Genomic DNA, 16,392 nt, shown 5'->3' on the forward strand with positions numbered 1-16,392 from the left:
TGTCCGGCAGGTCCAGCAGGAAGGCGACGATTCGTGCCACGTCCTGCGGCTGGGTCATCGCCTCGGGCGGCCGGTTGGTCAGCCCCGCCGCCATGTCGGTGGCGACGAAGCCGGGGCAGATCGCGGTGGCGCGCACGCCCTCGTCCCAGCCGGCATGGCGGATGGCGTGGGTCATTGCCAGCGCCGCGAACTTGCTGACGGCGTAGAGGCCCGAGGTCGCCGACTTCACCCGCTTGCCCGACAGCGAGGCGATGGTGACGACCCGGCCATGGCCGGAGGCGACGAGATGCGGCCAGGCGGCCCGCACCAGCCGCAGCGGCGACTTGACGTTGACCTGGATCAGGTCGTCGAGGTCGGCATCGTCGGCCGCGATCACCGTCTTCGGGATCATGATGCCGGCATTGGCGATGATCGCATCGATCCGGCCGAAGCGCTCGGCCGTGGCCTCGGCCCACAGCCGCTCGGAGTCCGGGTCGCGGGCGTCGAAGCGATGGACCAGCGCGTCGACCCCCGCCGGCGGGGTCAGGGAGGCCGGGTCGCGCACGCCGAGGCTGAGCCGCCAGCCGGCGCTGGCCAGGGCCGCCGCGATCTCGGCCCCGATGCCCCGGCCGGCGCCGGAGATCATGGCCACGCGGGCGTCAGTCATGGCGGCCTCCGTCAATATCGGCCGTCAGAGGCTCCCACCCCCCAGCCCACCCCCAACGAGTCCCCCCTCCCCTCGCGGGAGGGGGATAGGGGGAGGGGGTTGTCGCAGCGGGCTCCGGCCCAGAACACCGGCGGAGGTCCTGGGTGGAGAGGCCCGCTCCATGCGCATTCGCGCGCGGACGCGCGCAGACCCCTCCCCCTGCCCCCCTCCCGCAAGGGGAGGGGGGACTCAAAGGAAGCGAGTGCGGGGTGCGCACGCTCACTCCACCACCGGCGCCTGCTCGACATAGCCGGCATAGATCTTGCGCAGGATCCGCAGCAGGTCGGCCTGCTCCGCCGCGCTCAGCATCGAGAAGAACTCGGCGGATTGGCGGCGGGCGACGGCGCGCACCTGCTCGGCCAGGCGGCGGCCCTTGCCGGTCAGGTACAGCTCGCGCGCCCGGCGCTCCTCCGGCGAGATCTTCTGCTCGACCAGTCCGGCCTGCTGCATCTGGTCCAGCAGCCGGCCCATCGCCGAGCGGTCCTTGAGGATGAAATGCGCCAGCACCGAGGGCCGGATGCCGGGATTGCGGCCGACCAGCAGCAGCGTCGAGATCTTGCCGGTGCCGCCCGCCACCTGCAGCGGCTCCATCTGTTCGTCCAGGTCGCGGCTGACCAGCAGGTTCACCGTGCGGACATAGAAGCTGAGCAGGTCGGTGAAGATGTCGAAGTCGATGTCCGAGAAGTCGATCGTCTTCGGGATCTGCGGATTGCTCCGTGGGCGGGTCCGCCCATCGCTCGTGGCGGGCATGGCCGTCCTTGGTTCCGGTGGGGTGGTTCACGTCACAGGTCCACATGGTCAGAAGGGCGGCGGATCGAGGCCGTCGCGGCGGGCCGCGCGCTGGTCGCGGATCCGCGACCAGGCCAGCATGGCGCGGGGCATGAAGCGCATATAGGCGGGCGCGCGCTGCAGCGTCTCGACCGGCAAGGCGAGGTCCTGCGGCTTCGTGCCGGTCGCCCACTCCGCCAGCACCGTGCCCATCATCGTGCCGGTCGGCACGCCGCGGCCGGAATAGCCGAGCGAGGCGACCACGCCCGGCGCCAGACCGTAGAGCCGCGGGAAGGTGCGCGGCTGCATGTCGAGCGCGCCGGTCCAGCTGTACTGGAAGTCGATGTCGCCGAGCTGAGGCAGCAGCCATTGCAGCTTCCGCCGCATCAGTTCCTGGGTGTAGGCCGGGTCGGTGCCGCGCCGTCCCTCGACGAACAGCGAGGTCACCAGCCGCCCGTCCTTGTCGTATTTCCAGATCGAGATGTCGCGCCGGCTGTCGACCACGGTGTTGTTCTCCGGCGCGATGGTGCGGCGGACGTTATCGCCGAGCGGCTGGGTCGCCAGAACGGCGACGCCGAGGCGGGCGAAGCTCTGCTCCAGCCCCGGCCAGTAGCCGTCGGTATAGGCGCCGGTGCCGCACACCACCTTGTCGGCGAGGACCGCGCCGGTCGGCGTCTCCACCCGCCAGCGCCCGCCCTGCGGCCGGATGGCGGTGACCGGCGAGCGGGTGAAGACCCGGGCGCCGCGCGACATCGCCGCCCGCGCCAGGCCGCGGGCATAGCCGAGCGGGTTGAGATGCCCGCCTTCCGGATGGATCCAGCCGCCGCAGAAGCGCGGCGACCCGGTCAGCCGCTGGGCCTCCTCGCGGTCCAGCATCCGCGTGGCCTTGCCGACTTCGGCATACTCCCGGCAGCGCCGCTCCAGCTTCGCCAGGGCGGCGGTGGCGTGGGCGGCGTGGATATAGCCGGTCTGCACCGCCTCGCAGTCGATGCCGTAGCGGCGGATGATGTCGAAGACCAAGTTGGCGGCGTTGGTCTGCCGCTCGATCAGCCGTTCGGCGAAAGGCTCGCCCAGGATGCGCCGGACAGTCGCGATCTCATGGACATGGAAGGTCGGGGTGCAGTGGCCGGCGTTGCGGCCGGAGCCGCCATGGCCGATCTGCTGCGCCTCCAGCACCACCGCGCCGATGCCGCGCTCACCGAGATGCAGCGCGGTGGACAGGCCGGTGTAGCCGGCGCCGATGACGCAGACCGGCGCGTCGACGGTGCCGTCCAGCGCGGTGGTTTCGGGGGCCGGGGCCGCCGTGGCGTACCACAGCGACGGTTCGAGCGGCGTCTTGTGTATCATTTCCTTCCTGTTCTGGAAGAACTGACACAATTCCGGCGAGAGAAGGTGCTGTGCCTATTTTCGGCACATCATGCCTTCTTTTTCACCGATCCATGCTCACGTTGCACACTATCGGATGATGTCGAGCCGTGGACCGGCCCGACATTCGAACGTTTCTTGGAAACTGAGATTTTGATTGTGGTCGTCCACTATGGACGGAGTCAAGCGTCAAGTCGGGCAAAACCACGCGACGGATGGCGGGCCCATTGCGATCGACCGCGGCCGGGGGTGTGGCCTCCCGGCAACGGATCCGGCCTGAGATCAAAATATACATTTTTGTATGTATGTGACGATCCGAGGCGAGGCCTACGGTTCCGGGCGTCGCAAGGACCCGGCTGGCCCGTTTCCAGGCCAGCCCGGCCTGTCTCCGGCGACATGGACCCCGGGAGGGAAAAACATGAAGCAGGTCCTGCTGGGCGGAACGGCGCTGGCCGCTGCCGCCTTGATCGGCGCGATGCCGGCCTCGGCTGCCGACCAGAATGTGACGTCCGGTCTGCAGCTGAAGATCAGCGGCTTCATCGCCGCGCAGTCCGCGTTGGTGCTGACCGATACTCAGCACTCGCAATTCGACCGCGACTACGACTTCCAGACCAATGCGCGGCTGATCTTCGACATCAAGAACGTCACCGATTCCGGCCTCGAATACGGCGGCCGCATCCGCTTCGACTCGGTCAACCGGCGCGACAATGTCGAGGTCTCACGCGTCTACGCTTATGTGAAGGGCAGCTTCGGCACCATCACCTTCGGTGACGCGCCGACCATCGCCGACGATTTCGGCTATGTCTACGCGCATGACGAGCTGGCCGGCGACATCGGCGCCGGCGGCGGCGATTTCGGCGACCTGCTGGACGGCGACTTCCCGCTCGGCGGCGGCAACTTCTACTCGATCGACCCGACCTATCTCGGCGGCCTGACCAACCAGGACACCCGGATCAAATACACCTCGCCGACGATCAGCGGCTTCAGCTTCGGCGTCGACTTCACGCCCGTCGTGGGCGGCGCGACCCATGCCGGCAATGGCGGCCGCAACGACCTGATCAACGACGCCAGCACGCTGTACGAGAACGTCGTCACCGGCGGCGCGAACTGGGAGGGCGACATCGGCGGCGGCGTCGACCTGCGGGTTGCCGCCACGGCGGCCTACGGCAACGGCGTCTCCACCGACAACAATCCGGAGCATCACGACCTCGAGGCCTACACCCTGGGCGGCCGGGTCAAGTCGGGCGGGATTGCCGCCAGCGTCGACTGGACCCACTATTCCACCCTGTACCTGACCGACAAGTCGGTGGATTCGATCGTCGGCGACGTCAGCTACGCCTGGGGGCCGTTCCTGGCCTCGGTGTCCTACGCCTACACCTGGGCCGGCAACGACAACGGCCTGACGCAGCCGAACACGGGTGCGACCGACCTCAAGGACAACCACATCGCCGGCGCGAACCTGACCTACACCATCGCCCCGGGGCTCAACACCTATGCGGAGCTGATTTACGAGAAGCAGAACTTCCGCGAGGGCAAGGATTTCGAGAACGCCAACCTGCTGACCGGCATCAACCTGGCCTTCTGAGGCCGGCCGGCGGGGCACGGATGACCGGATGCGACGGATCGCAGGCCTTCATCTTCCCTCCTGGCTGACATCGCGCCCGGCCGACGGGGATGCGCGGACTGCCCACCGCGCATCCCCGTTTTCCTAGGCGCTGGCGCGGACCACCAGGCTGAGGTCCACCAGCTCGATGCCCCTCTCGGGCGTCCCGCCGCCGAGGCGGGTCAGCAGCATCTGCCCGGCGCGGCGGCCGATGTCGTCGCTGTCGATGCGCACTGTGGTCAGCCCCGGCTCCAGCGCCTCCGCCAGCTCGATGTCGCCGAAGCCGGCGACGGCCAGGTCGCCCGGCACGGCCAGGCCGCGGCGCCGCGCCTCGACCATCGCACCGATCGCCAGCAAATCGTTGCCGAAGAAGGCGGCGTCGGGCGCGTCATCCTGTTCCAGCAGCGCGGCCATGGCCTTGCGGCCCTCGGCCAGCCCGGCCGGGCCTTCGACCGGCAGTTCCAGCGCCGGCCGCAGCCCGTGCTTGGCCAGGCCTTCCTTGAAGCCCTGCAGCCGCAGCACGCCGCGCCCGCCGCCGCGGCCGACATAGGCGACACGGCGATAGCCACGCTCGCCGAAATGCTCGCCGACCAGCCGCCCGCCGTCGAAATTCGAGAAGCCGACCAGCATGTCGATCGGATCCTGCGGATAGGCCCAGGTCTCCATCACCGGCACGCCCAGAGCGCGCAGCGCCTCGCGGTTCTCCTCCAGCTCGATCACGCCGGTGAACAGCACCGCGGCCGGCCGCAGGTCGCGCAGCGACTGGATCAGCGCCGTCTCGCGGGCATAGGAATAGGCCGTCTCGCCCACCATCAGCCGGTAGCCCGCCGGCTCCAGCACCTCGGCGCAGGCCCGCACGGCGCGGGAAAATTGCGGATTGGCGATGTTGGAGACGAAAGCGGTCACCAGGGTCGACGCCGCGGCCGCCGGCCGGCCGCCGGAGCGTAGGCGGATCGCGTCCTGGTTGGGCTCGTAGCCGGTCTGCTCGATCGCGGCCTGGATGCGGCGGCGTTTCTCCTCCGCCACCTTCTCCGGCTGGCGCAGGGCGCGGGACACGGTGATCGGCGACACCCCGGCGATGCGCGCGACCTCGTCGATGCGGGGTGGCCGCTTCTCCGACTCCGTCATCCGCACCCCTCCTCTACCGGCCAGCGTCCAGCACCTCGGCCACCTGGATCAGACAGTCGCCCGGTTCGCACCGGCTGTGCAACCGGTGCGAGATCACCACCCCGGCCTCGGCGAAGCGCAGCGGCTGCTCCGTCACCTCCAGCCGGTCAAGATCGTGGTACCAGCCGGCCAGGTCCCCGACCTCGACCTCGGCCCCGACTTCGACCGCCGGCTCGAACCAGCCCGGCGCGGTGGCGTAGATCGCCTGGCTGTGCCGGGCGAGCGAGAGCAGGCGCATCGGCCCGGCCACCGGCGCCGGGCCCAGCAGCGGCGCGTCGGTGACGCCGAGCGCCAGCAGGAGGGCGTCGATCGCGGCCGAGGCGCCGCGCATCGTCGCCGGGGTCACCGTGCCGCCGCCGCCGAACTCGCCGGACAGGCCGATGATGCCGGCCCGGGCCGCGGCGCCCATCGAGGTCGGGGCCGCCGGCCCGTTATCGGCGATGAAGCCCCAGGGCAGGCCCAGCGCCCGCATCAGCGCCACCGCCCGCTCCTGCCGCGCCGGATCGGCTTGGCGCTCGATCAGGGCGCAGGGCAGATGCGCCATCGAGGTGCCGCCGGAATGCAGGTCGAACACCACGTCGTGGCGCGGGAACAGCTCCTGCTCCAGGAAATGGGCGATGCGCTGGGTCGGGGTGCCGTCCGGATCGCCCGGGAAGGCGCGGTTGAGGTTGCCGCCGTCGAGCGGCGAGCAGCGCCTGGACGCCCGCACCGCCGGCGCGTTGGTCATCGGCAGGATGGTCACCGCCCCCTTGATCCGGGCGGGGTCCAGCCGGCGGATCAGCCGGGCCAGGGCGAATTCGCCCTCGTATTCGTCGCCGTGGTTGCCGGCCAGCAGCAGCACCCGCGGCCCGTCGCCGTTCTTGACCCGCGCGACCGGGACCTTGACGTGGAAATAGGGCGACCGGTCGACCGAGAAGGGCAGCCCCAGATGGTCCAGGACCTTGCCGTCGGCGTCGAAATCGATGGTGTGGAACAGACCCGTATGCATGTCAGCCGAAGCAGGTGGGATAGGCGGCCTGGACGCGGCCCTGGCCGTCGATGCCCCAGATCACCCGCCAGCGGTCGAGGCAGGTGCAGGGGTGGGAGATGCCGAACTCGATCACGTCGCCGACCGCGACCGGGCTGTCGGCGCCGAGCGCCAGGAAGGCGTGCTGGTCGTTCAGCTTCATCACCCGCGCCTCCTCCGGCCGGGCGAAGGCGGCCAGCGGGCGGCCGCCGCGGTGCAGGCGCAGCGGCGTCGGCAAATCCTGGTCGAAGGAGACGTCGCGCATGCCCATGCCGCAGATGGCCAGGCCCGGCGCCGGGCGCGACAGCACCTCGGCCCAGATCCGCAGCGCCGGGCGGAAGCCGTCCGACGCGCTCGCCACCGCGCCGCCCAGGCGGAAACCCTGGCGGGCGTCGAGCGCCGCCAGGCCGCGGGTGTAGACGCCGTGGTCGTGGAAGAAGATCGCGCCGCTGCGCAGCACCAGCCGGGCCTTCCCGTCGGCCGCGGCCACCGGGCCGAGATGCTGCACGACCATGTCGAAATAGGTGGAGCCGCCGGCGGTCAGGATCAGCGGCGCCTGCGGCCCGACCGCGGCGCGGACCTTGCGGAACGCCTCCGCCGCCAGCGCGGCGAGATCGGTGATTGCCGCCTTCGTCCGCTCCGCATCCGCGGTCGCCGCCGCGCCCTCATAGGCGCCGATGCCGGCCAGGCGCAGCCGGCCGTCGCTGGCCTTGACCGCGGCGATCACCCGCTCCGCCGCCGCCAGGTCGCGGGCGCCGGCGCGGCCGGCCCCGACCTCGACCAGCACCGGCAGCGGCGACAGCCGCGCCTCGTCCCAGGCGGCGTCCAGCGCCGCCCCGGCCTCGGGGGAATCGACGAAGGCGTAGAGCTCGGCCCGGGGATAGGCCTCGTGCAGCCGGGCCAGGCGGCGGGCGCCGCCGGGGCCGCCGACCTGGTTTGCCAGGAGCAGCCGGTTCAGCCCGGCGCGCAGCATCACCGCGGCCTGGCGGATATCGGCCACCGTGGTGCCCCAGGCCCCGGCCGCGACCAGCGAGGCCGCCAGGGCCGGCGCCATCGGCGTCTTGGCATGCGGGGCGATCGCCGCCCCCTGCTCCGCCGCGTAGCGCAGCATCAGCGCCCGGTTGCCGGCGAAGGCCTCCTCGTCCAGGGTCAGCACCGGCAGCGACATGGCGCCTTCGGCCGGGTGCCAGCCCTGCGCCGCCACGGCGTCGAGCGGGATCGGCCCGGCGCCGGGGGGCACGCCCCGGATCCCGTCATGCAGCATCTCCGCATCCCGCGTGATCATCGCGTCGGCCACGACCCCCGCCCCTTCCCTGTCCTGGTCCCCGTCATTGGACTTCCATAGACGGCAGCGGCGGGCTATCTGTCAAGACAACGTTGTCATCGATCCGGCACAGGCTGGACGCCCTGCAGGAGAGGCCTCGTGACCCAGCCCTATGACGGCCCGATCATCGACGCGCACCACCATCTCTGGGACCTGTCGATGGACCGCCATCCCTGGCTGCGCCCGGCGCGGGGCGAGATGGTGTTCGGCGACAACGCGCCGCTGCGCCGCAACTACCTGCCGGCGGATTACCGGGCCGATGCGCGCAACCAGCGGGTGGTCGCGACCGTGCATATCGAGGCCAGTTGGGACCCGGCCGACCCGGTGGCGGAGACGGAGTGGCTGGAGACGCTGGACGACCGCCGCGGCATCGCCGCGCGCTACGTCGCCCATGTGCCGCTCGACTCCCCGGACGCGCCGGCGCTGCTGGAGCGGCAGGCGGCCTTCCCGCGCGTCGTCGGCATCCGCGACATCCTGAGCTGGCACCCGGACCCGGCGCGCAGCTTCGTCACCAGGCCGGACCGGATGGACGACCCGGCCTGGCGCCGCGGCCTGGCGCGGCTGGAGGGGCATGGCCTGTCCTTCGACCTGATGATCTATCCCGGACAGATGGCGGATGCGCTGCGGCTGGTGCGCGACTTCCCGGGCCAGACCTTCATCCTGAACCATTGCGGCAGCCCGGCCGACCGCGACCCGGAGGGCATGGCCCGGTGGCGCGCCGGCCTGGCGGCGCTGGGGCGCGAGCCGAACGTCCATCTCAAGATCTCGGACCTGGTGGCCTATGACCACGACTGGACGCCGGAGAGCCTGCGCGCGGTGGTGCTGACCTGCCTCGACGCCTTCGGCCCCGGCCGGTCGCTGTTCGCCAGCGACTTCCCGGTGGCCGGGCTGCACGCCGCCTTCGACCATGTCTGGGACGGCTTCAAGGCCTTCACCGCCGACCTGCCCCCGGCCGAGCAGCGGGCCCTGTTCCACGACAACGCCCGCCGGCTTTATCGGATCTAGGCTCTTTCGGCCGGATCCCGCTGAAGCTCGCCTCTCCTCACCGTCATTGCGAGGAGGCGAAGCCGACGAAGCAATCCATGGTCCCGCTCGTGCTGCTGCATGGATTGCTTCGCTGCGCTCGCAATGACGGTGTCGGTAAGCGAGAGGGGCGATACTTCACCAGGGGACGGTGCGGCCCAGATAGTCGAGATATTCCAGGCCCGGCCTGCCCCGCTTCGCCAGCAGGACCTGCACCAGCTTCGGCACGCTCTCTTCGATCGACAGCCTTCCGTCGGGGCCGCCCATGTCGGTGCGGACCCAGCCCGGCGCCATCAGCACCATGGCGCGGCGATCGGCGGCGCGGCGGGCCGCATAGCTGCGCATGAACATGTTCAGCGCCGCCTTGCTGCCGCGATACACCTCGCGCATCCCGGTCTCGTTGCCGCCGACGCTGCCCTGCCCCGACGACATCACGCCGATCAGCCCCGCCGGGGACACCAGGTCCTGCAGCGCCTCGATCACCCGCAGCGGGCTCAGCGCGTTGGTCACCATGACGCGGATGAACTCCTCTGTCGTCACCTCCGCGATCGTCTCCCGCAGGTCGTTGGTGACTCCGGCGTTGACGAACAGGATGTCGAAGGCCCGGCCCGCCAGCCGGGCGCGGAGCGCCGCGACCTGGTCCGGCTCGCAGATGTCGACGGTCTCGATCGCGACACGACCCTCATGCGCGTCGGCGAGGTCGTGCAGCCGGGTCCGGCCCGAGCCGGCCCGGACCGTGCCGACGACGGTCCATCCATGGGCCAGGAATTCGGCGGCCATGGCGAGGCCGAGGCCGCGCGACGCGCCGATGAGCAGGATGGCGGGGGTGTGATCGATGGGCATGGGCGTGCTTTCGCTGCTGCGGTCAGCCGGCGATATGATCGCCCACCCGGTCTTGCACCAGACGCATAGGGCTCAATGAACGATTGCATCAGGCGCCTTGCCTGCAGGCCATGCCCGGCTATCCTGCGCCGATGCAAGGCGTGGATCTGAACCTGCTGGTGGCGCTGGACGCGCTGCTGGCGGAGCGCAGCGTGACCGGGGCGGCCCGCCGCCTCGGACTCAGCCCCTCGGCGATGAGCCGCACGCTGGCCCGGCTGCGGTCAGCGACCGGCGACCAGTTGCTGGTGCAGGCCGGCCGCGCCCTGGTGCCCACGCCCTATGCGGAGGAACTGGCCGGGCGCGTCCCGGCGCTGGCGCGGGATGCGCAGGCGGTGCTGCGGCCGCCGGCCGGCCGGCTGGACCTCGCCTCCCTCGACCGGACCTTCACCCTGCGCGCCGGCGAGGGGTTCGTCGATCTCCTCTCCGCGCCGCTGGCGGCCGCGCTTCTCAAGGCTGCGCCGGGCGTCCGGCTGCGCTTCGCGCCGAAGCCCGACAAGGACGCGCAACCGCTGCGCGACGGGTCGATCGACCTGGAGATCGGGGTGGTCGGCCGTTCGGCGCCGGAGGTGCGGACCCAGCTGCTGTTCCGCGACCGCTTCATCGGCGTCTGCCGCGCCGGGCATCCGCTTCTGGCCGGCGAGGGCCCGACGGCGGAGCGCTATGCCGCCTGCCGCCATGTCGTCGCCTCGCGCCGGGGCCAGGCCCACGGCCCGGTCGACGACGCGCTGGCGCGGCTGGGCCTGAAACGGGCCGTGGTCCTGGTGGTGCCCGCCTACACCAATGCGCTGCAGGTCTCGTACACGTCGGACCTGGTCGCGCTGGCGCCACGGCTGAGCCTGGGCAATGCCCTGACCCGCCATCGCGCCGATGCCGGCCTGCAGGGCTTCGACCTGCCGGTGCCGACGCCGGAGATCGCGATCTGCGCCCAGTGGCATCCGCGCCTGGACGGCGACCCCGCCCATCGCTGGCTGCGCCAGACCGTCGCCGCGGTGTGCCGGGACGCCTACCCCGCCGCCTAGCGCCGCGCCTCGCGCCCCGAGAGCAGCAGCAGGCCGAGGATCAGCCCGCCGAACAGGATGCTGCGCCAGCCGGGCGAGGCGTTCACCACGGTGATCAGCGCGGTGATGGTGACCAGCAGGATCGCGCCGGGGATGGTGCCGGCATAGGTGCCGCGCCCGCCCAGGATCGAGGTGCCGCCCAGCACCACCGCGGCGATCGAGGTCAGGAGATACGGGTCGCCGATGCCGACATAGCCCTGCCGGTTCATGCCCAGCACCAGCACCCCGGCGATGCCCGCCATCAGCCCGCTCAGCGTATAGAGCAGCACTGTGGTCCGCCCGATATCGACGCCGGACAGCCGCGCCGCCAGCGGGCTGGTGCCGAGGGCAAAGACCCGGGCGCCCGCCGCGGTGCGGTGCAGCAGCACCAGCACCCCGGCCGAGACCGCGAGCCACAGCAGGATGCCGACCGGCACCCCGGCCGGGCGGGCGGAGCCGAGCCATTCCACCACCGGGTTGCGCACGGTGATGGCGCTGCCGCCGGCGACGATCACCAGAAGGCCCTGCAGCAGCGTCGCCATCGCCAGGGTCATGATCAGCGGATGGACCCTGAGGGCCGCGATGCCCAGGCCGTTGAGGAAGCCGATCCCGGCCGCCACCAGCAGCGTCGCCGCCACCCCGACCAGGCCGGTCGAGTCCCAGGCCACAGACAGCAGCGGCAGCAGGATCGCCGTCACCGTGATCACCGCGCCGACGGCGAGGTCGATGCCGCCGCCGATCACCACCAGCGTCTGCCCGGCGGCGACGAGGCCGATCACGGCCGCGAGCTCCAGCAGGTAGCGCAGATGGCCATAGGCGCCGAAGCCGCGGGTCAGCAGGCTGGCGGCGACCCAGACCACGGCCACCACCAGCCAGGCCAGCACCACCTTGTGCCGCAGGATCGCGGGCAGCCTGGTCGCGATCGCGGTCATGCCCGCCTCCAGCGCTGATGGATCTGCGGCAGCGCCACGGCGCCGACGATGATCAACCCCTGGGCGATGTATTGCGCCACGGGCGGAAAGCCGAGGAAGAACATGACGTTGATCATGACGCTGAGCAGCAGGCTGCCGGCGATGGCGCCGCGCATGGTGCCGGCCCCGCCGAGGAAGCCGACCCCGCCCAGCACCGCCGCGGCGATGGAGTTGAGAGTGAAGGGCGTGCCGATCACCGGGTCGCCCGACCCGGTCTGCGCCGCCACGAACAGCCCGGCCAGCGCGGCCAGCATGAAGCTGACGGCATAGGCCACGACCTTGGCTAGGTCGACCGGCACGCCGGAGCGGTAGGCGCCGACCGGGTTGTCGCCGGCGGCGTAGAGGCCGAGGCCGATCGGCGTCGCCAGATACAGCTTCCAGGCGACGGCCAGCAGCACCAGCAGCAGCGCCGCCACCGGCTGGTGGCCCGCCAGCCGCTCCGACAGCCAGTCCGGCACGTCGCCGCCCGGCCGCGGCAGCACCAGCAGCGCCGCGCCGCCGAGGATGAAGGACCCGGCCAGGGTGACGATGATCGCCGGCAGCCGGAAGACCGCCACGATCCCCCCCGCCCCGGCCCCGACCGCGAGGCCGATCGCGGCCACGGCCAGAACCCCGCCGGGCACGCCGAGCAGCCCGTCGAAGCTGGTGGCGGCGACCACGGCGCCGAGGCTGACCATGGCGCCGACGGCGAGGTTGATGCCGCCGGTCAGCATGATCATCGCCTGGGCCATCGCCACCAGCGCCAGCGGGAACCAGTTTTGGGTGAATTTGGCGACGCCCTCGACGCTGACCAGCCCGGGGAACAGCGCGACATACAGCGCCAGGAACAGCGCCACGATCAGGTACAACCCTCGCAGCCCCTGGTGCCGGCGGCCCTGGATCGACCGATAGAGGCTCGCGCTCATGCCGCCAGCCCCGGCGCGGCGACGCCCATGGCGGCGCCGACGATCGCCTCCTCGCTGATGCCGGCCCGCTCCAGCGTCGCCACGGTGCGGCCGGCGAACATCACCGCCACCCGGTCGCAGAGATGCACCAGCTCCGGCGTGTCGGAGCTGAGCAGCACCACCGCCTTCCCTTGCGCCGCCAGCGCCCGCAGCATGACGTAGATCTCCCGCTTGGTCTCGACATCGACGCCGCGCGTCGGGTCGTTCAGCAGCAGGATGCGCGGCGCCAGCGGCAGCCACTTGGCCAGCGCCACCTTCTGCTGGTTGCCGCCGGACAGCGCCTGCACCGGCCGCGCCGTGTCGCCCTTGATGGTCAGGCGCTTGGCGAGGTCGGCGACGGTCGCCGCCTCCGCCGCCCGGTCGCGCAGGCCGCGTGCCGGCCGCGCCAGGGTCGGCAGCAGCAGGTTGAAGGCGATGCTGTGCGGCAGCAGCAGCCCCTCCTTCTTGCGGTCGGCGGGGATGTAGGCGAGGCCTGCCGCCGTCGCCTCCGTCACCTTGCCGAAGGGCCGGCCGGCGCCGCCGATGCGCGCGGTATCGGCCGCCGCCGGCAGGGCGCCGATCAAGCCGAGCAGCAGATCCTCCTGCCCCTGCCCCACCAGCCCGCCGATGCCGACCACCTCGCCGTAGCGCACGGTCAGGTCGACCTCCCGCGCCGCCCCGGCCCGGAAGCCCTTGATCTCGATCGCCGTCTCCGCCTGCGCGCTCGGCTGCCAGGCCGGGAACAGGTCGCCGGGATCGCGCCCGACCATCAGCCGCACCAGCCCTTCCGGGTCGACTCCCGCGAGCGGCCGGTCGGCGGTGCGGCTGCCGTCCTTCAGCACGGTGGCGTGGTCGCAGAGGTCCAGCACCTCGTTCAGCCGGTGGGAGATGTAGAGGACGGCGACACCCTCGTCGCGCAGCCGCCGCACCAGCCGGGCCAGGGTCTGCGCCTCATGCGCCGACAGCGAGGAGGTCGGCTCGTCCAGGATCAGCACGCGCGGCTTGCGGTAGAGGGCCTTGGCGATCTCGACCATCTGCCGGCGGCCCAGCGCCAGGGCGTCGACCGGCAGATCCAGCGGCTCGTCCAGACCGACCAGGTCGCAGGCCGCCCGCGCCCGCTCCGCCAGGGCGCCGTAATCGATCAGCCCGAGCCGCCGCGGATAGGCGCCGAGGCCGATATTCTCGGCGATCGACAGGTGCGGCGCCAGGCTCAGCTCCTGCTGCACCACGGCGATGCCGGCGCGCTGCGCCTCGCGCGGAGTCAGGTGGCCGGCGCTGCGGCCATCCACCTTCAGCGACCCGCCATCCGGCCGCAGCGCCCCGGACAGGATGTTGATCAGCGTCGACTTGCCGGCCCCGTTCTCGCCCAGCAGGGCATGGACGCGGCCGGGATGCAGCGCGATCGAGACGCCACGCAGCACCGGGTTGCCGAAGAAGGCCTTCGACACCCCCTCCGCCGCCAGGACAGGCGCGGCCTGAATGGGCGGCGCCGTCACGGCGCCGCCCCCGCCTGTCATGCTCACTTCGCCGCCAGCAGCTTGTCGAACAGCGCCGTGTCGTATTCCGAGAAGATGTAGCCGTCGGTCGGGAACTGGTCGGCCCGCGCCAGATAGCCGTCGATGCTGGCGTCGTCGATCACCGGCAGCGGCACCTTGACGAAGGCCGGCACGTCCTTGCCCGACAGCGCCTGCACCGCGGTGTAGACCGCCAGCGCGCCGAGCCAGTTCGGCTGCATCGTCGCCCAGCCCTTCATGTGGTGCTGCTTCCACAGTTCGAGGAACTGGCGGTAGTTCTCGCCGGTGGTCGGCACGAAGTCGCGGCCCTGCCGGTCCATCGCCAGGATCGCGCCGGCCGACAGCGCGCCGCCCAGCGACAGGATGCCGTCGATCTCAGGATTGGCGAACAGCAGGCTGGTCACCGCCTCCTGCGCCGGAGCGACATTGTAGTCGGTGTTGGTCTCGGCCAGGACCTCGACCCCCGGATTGGCCTGCAGCACCGGCGTGGCGCCCTTGCGCCGGTCGTCGCTGACCGAGATGCCGGCCGGGCCGTTCAGGACGATGATCTTGCCCTTGCCGCCGATCTGCTTCACCAGCCATTCGGCGGCCTGCTTCCCCCAATCCGCCGAGTCGGTGTTCAGCTTGGCGGTCACCTTGTCGGTCTGCACCAGGCTGTCGAAGTTGATCACCGCGATGCCCTTGTCGCAGGCATCGGCGATCACCCGGTCCAGCGCCGTGGCCGACCCGGCGATCAGGATGATCGCGTCGACATCGGCGTCGATCATCGACTGGACCTGCTGGATCTGGGTGTTGGCGTTGCCCTGGGCGTCGGTGATCACCAGCTTGTCGACCAGCCCCTTGGCCTTCAGCGCGTCCACCTCCTTGCTGATCGTGCCTTCGGTCTGCTTCATCCAGGTGGGGACGGAGTAGATGTTGGCCCAGCCGATGGTGAAGGGCGGCTTGCGATCGCCCTTGATGCAGGTCGCGGCGGCGTCGGCCGCGCCGGTGGCGGCCACCAGGGCCGCGATCGCGACAGCGGCGCAGCAGGCGGCGCGGCCGACCAGAGTCTTCGTCATCATCTTCTCCCTGTCTGACCCGGCCCTGCCTGACCCGGACGGCCCGGTGCGTTGTCGGTTTGGCGGGGCGAGGCCATCGGCATCGTCCCCGTGCCAAGGAGAAGCGGGCAGCGATGAGTCTGTCAAGACAACGTTGTCATCGGGGCGCACGAGCGATGCCCCCTTGCCGTTCCGGCCAGGGATGCCCATCACTTGGGGCCACATCCGAGGGACAGGACCATGCCCGCCCCAACCTTGCCCGCCAATGACCGCGATGACGAGCTGCGCTACGCCATGAACCAGCTGGAGGCGTGGCTGGCGCGCTGGCGCAACGGCCAGGCCCCGAACGGGCTGCAGCTGGCCGCGATCAAGCGGGCGGTGGGCGAGCTGCACATCGACGAGGGCGAGACCCATGCCGATGCCGAGCCTTCGGCGCATGAGGAGATCGCCGACCTGCTGGCCGCCGCGGACCCGGAGCATGCGCCCCTGATCGAGGGCGGCGACGCCGCCGCCGTCGACTACGCCCTGCCGGAGTTCGAGCGCGACATGGAGCTGCTGCGCCCGAAATACGAGTATCTGAGCTGGCTCGGCGGGCGGCCGGTCGGGCACGCGTAGAGTCGGTTCGGCCAATCTGGTTGGAGGCGGATGGGGGAAAAAGGGTCGCCTGTCGGTGGCCCTTTCCCACCGTGAACCCAAGAGCGAATTGGCGATCCGGCAGCGCGTTCCGCCATCGGGCCGGACACGCACCCTCTCTCCCTTCCAAGTCACCAAACACAAAGTCCGTTGCGCTCGCGCCCCATTTCGTTCATGATATGTTCCATGAGGGAGATCGCTGCCGATTTCGATGTCCAGGCCTATGGCCGCGGCTGCGCGCTGCAGCAATGCGAGATGCTCACGCGCCTGGCCGAGATCGGCATGCAGCTGGCCGAGGCGGCGGGCGCCCGCGCCCTCGCCGCCCAGGCGGCCGCGGACCAGCCCCCGGCCGAGGCCGCTGAGGACCAGCCCCCCGCCGCGGATCCCGGCCTCGCCTTCGTCCGCTACGCCCATCTGGTGCGCCAGGCCCTGGCCCAGCGCGCCCGTGCCGTAC

General features: G+C 71.3%; 16 protein-coding genes. 5 read left to right on the forward strand and 11 right to left on the reverse strand.

Features of this window, described 5'->3' with window-relative positions; genetic code table 11:
* The 3 genes from ABDW35_RS15665 to ABDW35_RS15675 all read right to left on the reverse strand — a co-directional run.
* Nucleotides 1-646, reverse strand: a 646-nt coding sequence (locus ABDW35_RS15665) for an SDR family NAD(P)-dependent oxidoreductase (protein WP_343714811.1), incomplete at its 3' end; no start/stop codon positions are given.
* 258 nt (nucleotides 647-904) lie between these two features.
* Nucleotides 905-1,435: a MarR family winged helix-turn-helix transcriptional regulator gene (locus tag ABDW35_RS15670; RefSeq protein ID WP_343714812.1), complete on the reverse strand. Its 531-nt coding sequence runs from the start codon at nucleotides 1,433-1,435 to the stop codon at nucleotides 905-907.
* A 48-nt stretch (nucleotides 1,436-1,483) separates the two neighbouring features.
* A complete protein-coding gene (locus ABDW35_RS15675; RefSeq protein ID WP_343714813.1) occupies nucleotides 1,484-2,800 on the reverse strand; it encodes an FAD-binding oxidoreductase in 1,317 nt (438 codons plus the stop codon).
* A 436-nt stretch (nucleotides 2,801-3,236) separates the two neighbouring features.
* On the opposite strand from ABDW35_RS15675, the gene ABDW35_RS15680 reads away from it, so the two are divergent.
* Entirely contained in the window at nucleotides 3,237-4,403 is a 1,167-nt protein-coding gene (locus ABDW35_RS15680; RefSeq protein WP_343714814.1) for a porin, read from the forward strand.
* 123 nt (nucleotides 4,404-4,526) lie between these two features.
* Here ABDW35_RS15680 and ABDW35_RS15685 read toward each other — a convergent pair whose 3' ends face one another.
* From ABDW35_RS15685 to ABDW35_RS15695, 3 genes are read right to left on the reverse strand one after another with little or no spacing between them, the layout of a single operon-like run.
* A complete protein-coding gene (locus tag ABDW35_RS15685) occupies nucleotides 4,527-5,549 on the reverse strand; it encodes a substrate-binding domain-containing protein (RefSeq protein ID WP_343714815.1) in 1,023 nt (340 codons plus the stop codon).
* A gap of 13 nt (nucleotides 5,550-5,562) precedes the next feature.
* Nucleotides 5,563-6,576 carry a succinylglutamate desuccinylase/aspartoacylase family protein gene (locus ABDW35_RS15690; RefSeq protein WP_343714816.1) on the reverse strand — a complete coding sequence of 338 codons (1,014 nt, stop codon included), beginning with the start codon at nucleotides 6,574-6,576 and terminating at the stop codon, nucleotides 5,563-5,565.
* A 1-nt stretch (nucleotide 6,577) separates the two neighbouring features.
* A complete protein-coding gene (locus ABDW35_RS15695; RefSeq protein ID WP_343714817.1) occupies nucleotides 6,578-7,891 on the reverse strand; it encodes an amino acid deaminase in 1,314 nt (437 codons plus the stop codon).
* Nucleotides 7,892-8,017: 126 nt separating this feature from the next.
* Between ABDW35_RS15695 and ABDW35_RS15700 the strand changes: the two genes are divergently transcribed.
* Nucleotides 8,018-8,923: an amidohydrolase family protein gene (locus ABDW35_RS15700; protein ID WP_343714818.1), complete on the forward strand. Its 906-nt coding sequence runs from the start codon at nucleotides 8,018-8,020 to the stop codon at nucleotides 8,921-8,923.
* 156 nt (nucleotides 8,924-9,079) lie between these two features.
* Here the strand turns inward: ABDW35_RS15700 and ABDW35_RS15705 are convergent, their stop codons facing one another.
* Nucleotides 9,080-9,784: an SDR family oxidoreductase gene (locus tag ABDW35_RS15705; RefSeq protein ID WP_343714819.1), complete on the reverse strand. Its 705-nt coding sequence runs from the start codon at nucleotides 9,782-9,784 to the stop codon at nucleotides 9,080-9,082.
* 131 nt (nucleotides 9,785-9,915) lie between these two features.
* Between ABDW35_RS15705 and ABDW35_RS15710 the strand changes: the two genes are divergently transcribed.
* A complete protein-coding gene (locus tag ABDW35_RS15710) occupies nucleotides 9,916-10,842 on the forward strand; it encodes a LysR family transcriptional regulator (RefSeq protein ID WP_343714820.1) in 927 nt (308 codons plus the stop codon).
* Here the strand turns inward: ABDW35_RS15710 and ABDW35_RS15715 are convergent.
* The 4 genes from ABDW35_RS15715 to ABDW35_RS15730 are packed head-to-tail and all read right to left on the reverse strand — an operon-like array spanning nucleotide 10,839 to nucleotide 15,326.
* The gene (locus ABDW35_RS15715) at nucleotides 10,839-11,792 is read right to left on the reverse strand and encodes an ABC transporter permease (protein ID WP_343714821.1); all 954 of its coding nucleotides are present in this window, start codon (nucleotides 11,790-11,792) and stop codon (nucleotides 10,839-10,841) included. The genes ABDW35_RS15710 and ABDW35_RS15715 overlap by 4 nt on opposite strands.
* A complete protein-coding gene (locus ABDW35_RS15720; protein ID WP_343714822.1) occupies nucleotides 11,789-12,736 on the reverse strand; it encodes an ABC transporter permease in 948 nt (315 codons plus the stop codon). Before ABDW35_RS15720 ends, ABDW35_RS15715 begins: the two co-directional genes overlap by 4 nt.
* Nucleotides 12,733-14,271, reverse strand: coding sequence for a sugar ABC transporter ATP-binding protein (locus tag ABDW35_RS15725; protein ID WP_343714823.1), 1,539 nt, complete (start codon nucleotides 14,269-14,271; stop codon nucleotides 12,733-12,735). Before ABDW35_RS15725 ends, ABDW35_RS15720 begins: the two co-directional genes overlap by 4 nt.
* 2 nt (nucleotides 14,272-14,273) lie before the next feature.
* Nucleotides 14,274-15,326 carry an ABC transporter substrate-binding protein gene (locus ABDW35_RS15730; RefSeq protein ID WP_343714824.1) on the reverse strand — a complete coding sequence of 351 codons (1,053 nt, stop codon included), beginning with the start codon at nucleotides 15,324-15,326 and terminating at the stop codon, nucleotides 14,274-14,276.
* A 219-nt stretch (nucleotides 15,327-15,545) separates the two neighbouring features.
* Here ABDW35_RS15730 and ABDW35_RS15735 point away from each other — a divergent pair, with 219 nt between their 5' ends.
* Together ABDW35_RS15735 and ABDW35_RS15740 are read left to right on the forward strand one after the other, a co-directional pair.
* On the forward strand, nucleotides 15,546-15,920 hold the full coding sequence (locus ABDW35_RS15735) for a hypothetical protein (protein ID WP_343714825.1): 375 nt from the start codon (nucleotides 15,546-15,548) through the stop codon (nucleotides 15,918-15,920).
* Between the two features lie 204 nt (nucleotides 15,921-16,124).
* Nucleotides 16,125-16,392, forward strand: a 268-nt coding sequence (locus ABDW35_RS15740) for a hypothetical protein (protein WP_343714826.1), incomplete at its 3' end; no start/stop codon positions are given.

The organism is Inquilinus sp., assembly GCF_039594555.1.
Classification (GTDB): domain Bacteria; phylum Pseudomonadota; class Alphaproteobacteria; order DSM-16000; family Inquilinaceae; genus Inquilinus.

Coding starts and splice junctions, on each gene's coding strand:
- ABDW35_RS15670 (WP_343714812.1), bottom strand. CDS start 1,435: ATGCCCGCCACGAGCGATGGGCGGACCCGCCCACGGAGCAATCCGCAG.
- ABDW35_RS15675 (WP_343714813.1), bottom strand. CDS start 2,800: ATGATACACAAGACGCCGCTCGAACCGTCGCTGTGGTACGCCACGGCG.
- ABDW35_RS15680 (WP_343714814.1), top strand. CDS start 3,237: ATGAAGCAGGTCCTGCTGGGCGGAACGGCGCTGGCCGCTGCCGCCTTG.
- ABDW35_RS15685 (WP_343714815.1), bottom strand. CDS start 5,549: ATGACGGAGTCGGAGAAGCGGCCACCCCGCATCGACGAGGTCGCGCGC.
- ABDW35_RS15690 (WP_343714816.1), bottom strand. CDS start 6,576: ATGCATACGGGTCTGTTCCACACCATCGATTTCGACGCCGACGGCAAG.
- ABDW35_RS15705 (WP_343714819.1), bottom strand. CDS start 9,784: ATGCCCATCGATCACACCCCCGCCATCCTGCTCATCGGCGCGTCGCGC.
- ABDW35_RS15710 (WP_343714820.1), top strand. CDS start 9,916: ATGCAAGGCGTGGATCTGAACCTGCTGGTGGCGCTGGACGCGCTGCTG.
- ABDW35_RS15715 (WP_343714821.1), bottom strand. CDS start 11,792: ATGACCGCGATCGCGACCAGGCTGCCCGCGATCCTGCGGCACAAGGTG.
- ABDW35_RS15720 (WP_343714822.1), bottom strand. CDS start 12,736: ATGAGCGCGAGCCTCTATCGGTCGATCCAGGGCCGCCGGCACCAGGGG.
- ABDW35_RS15725 (WP_343714823.1), bottom strand. CDS start 14,271: ATGACAGGCGGGGGCGGCGCCGTGACGGCGCCGCCCATTCAGGCCGCG.
- ABDW35_RS15730 (WP_343714824.1), bottom strand. CDS start 15,326: ATGACGAAGACTCTGGTCGGCCGCGCCGCCTGCTGCGCCGCTGTCGCG.
- ABDW35_RS15735 (WP_343714825.1), top strand. CDS start 15,546: ATGCCCGCCCCAACCTTGCCCGCCAATGACCGCGATGACGAGCTGCGC.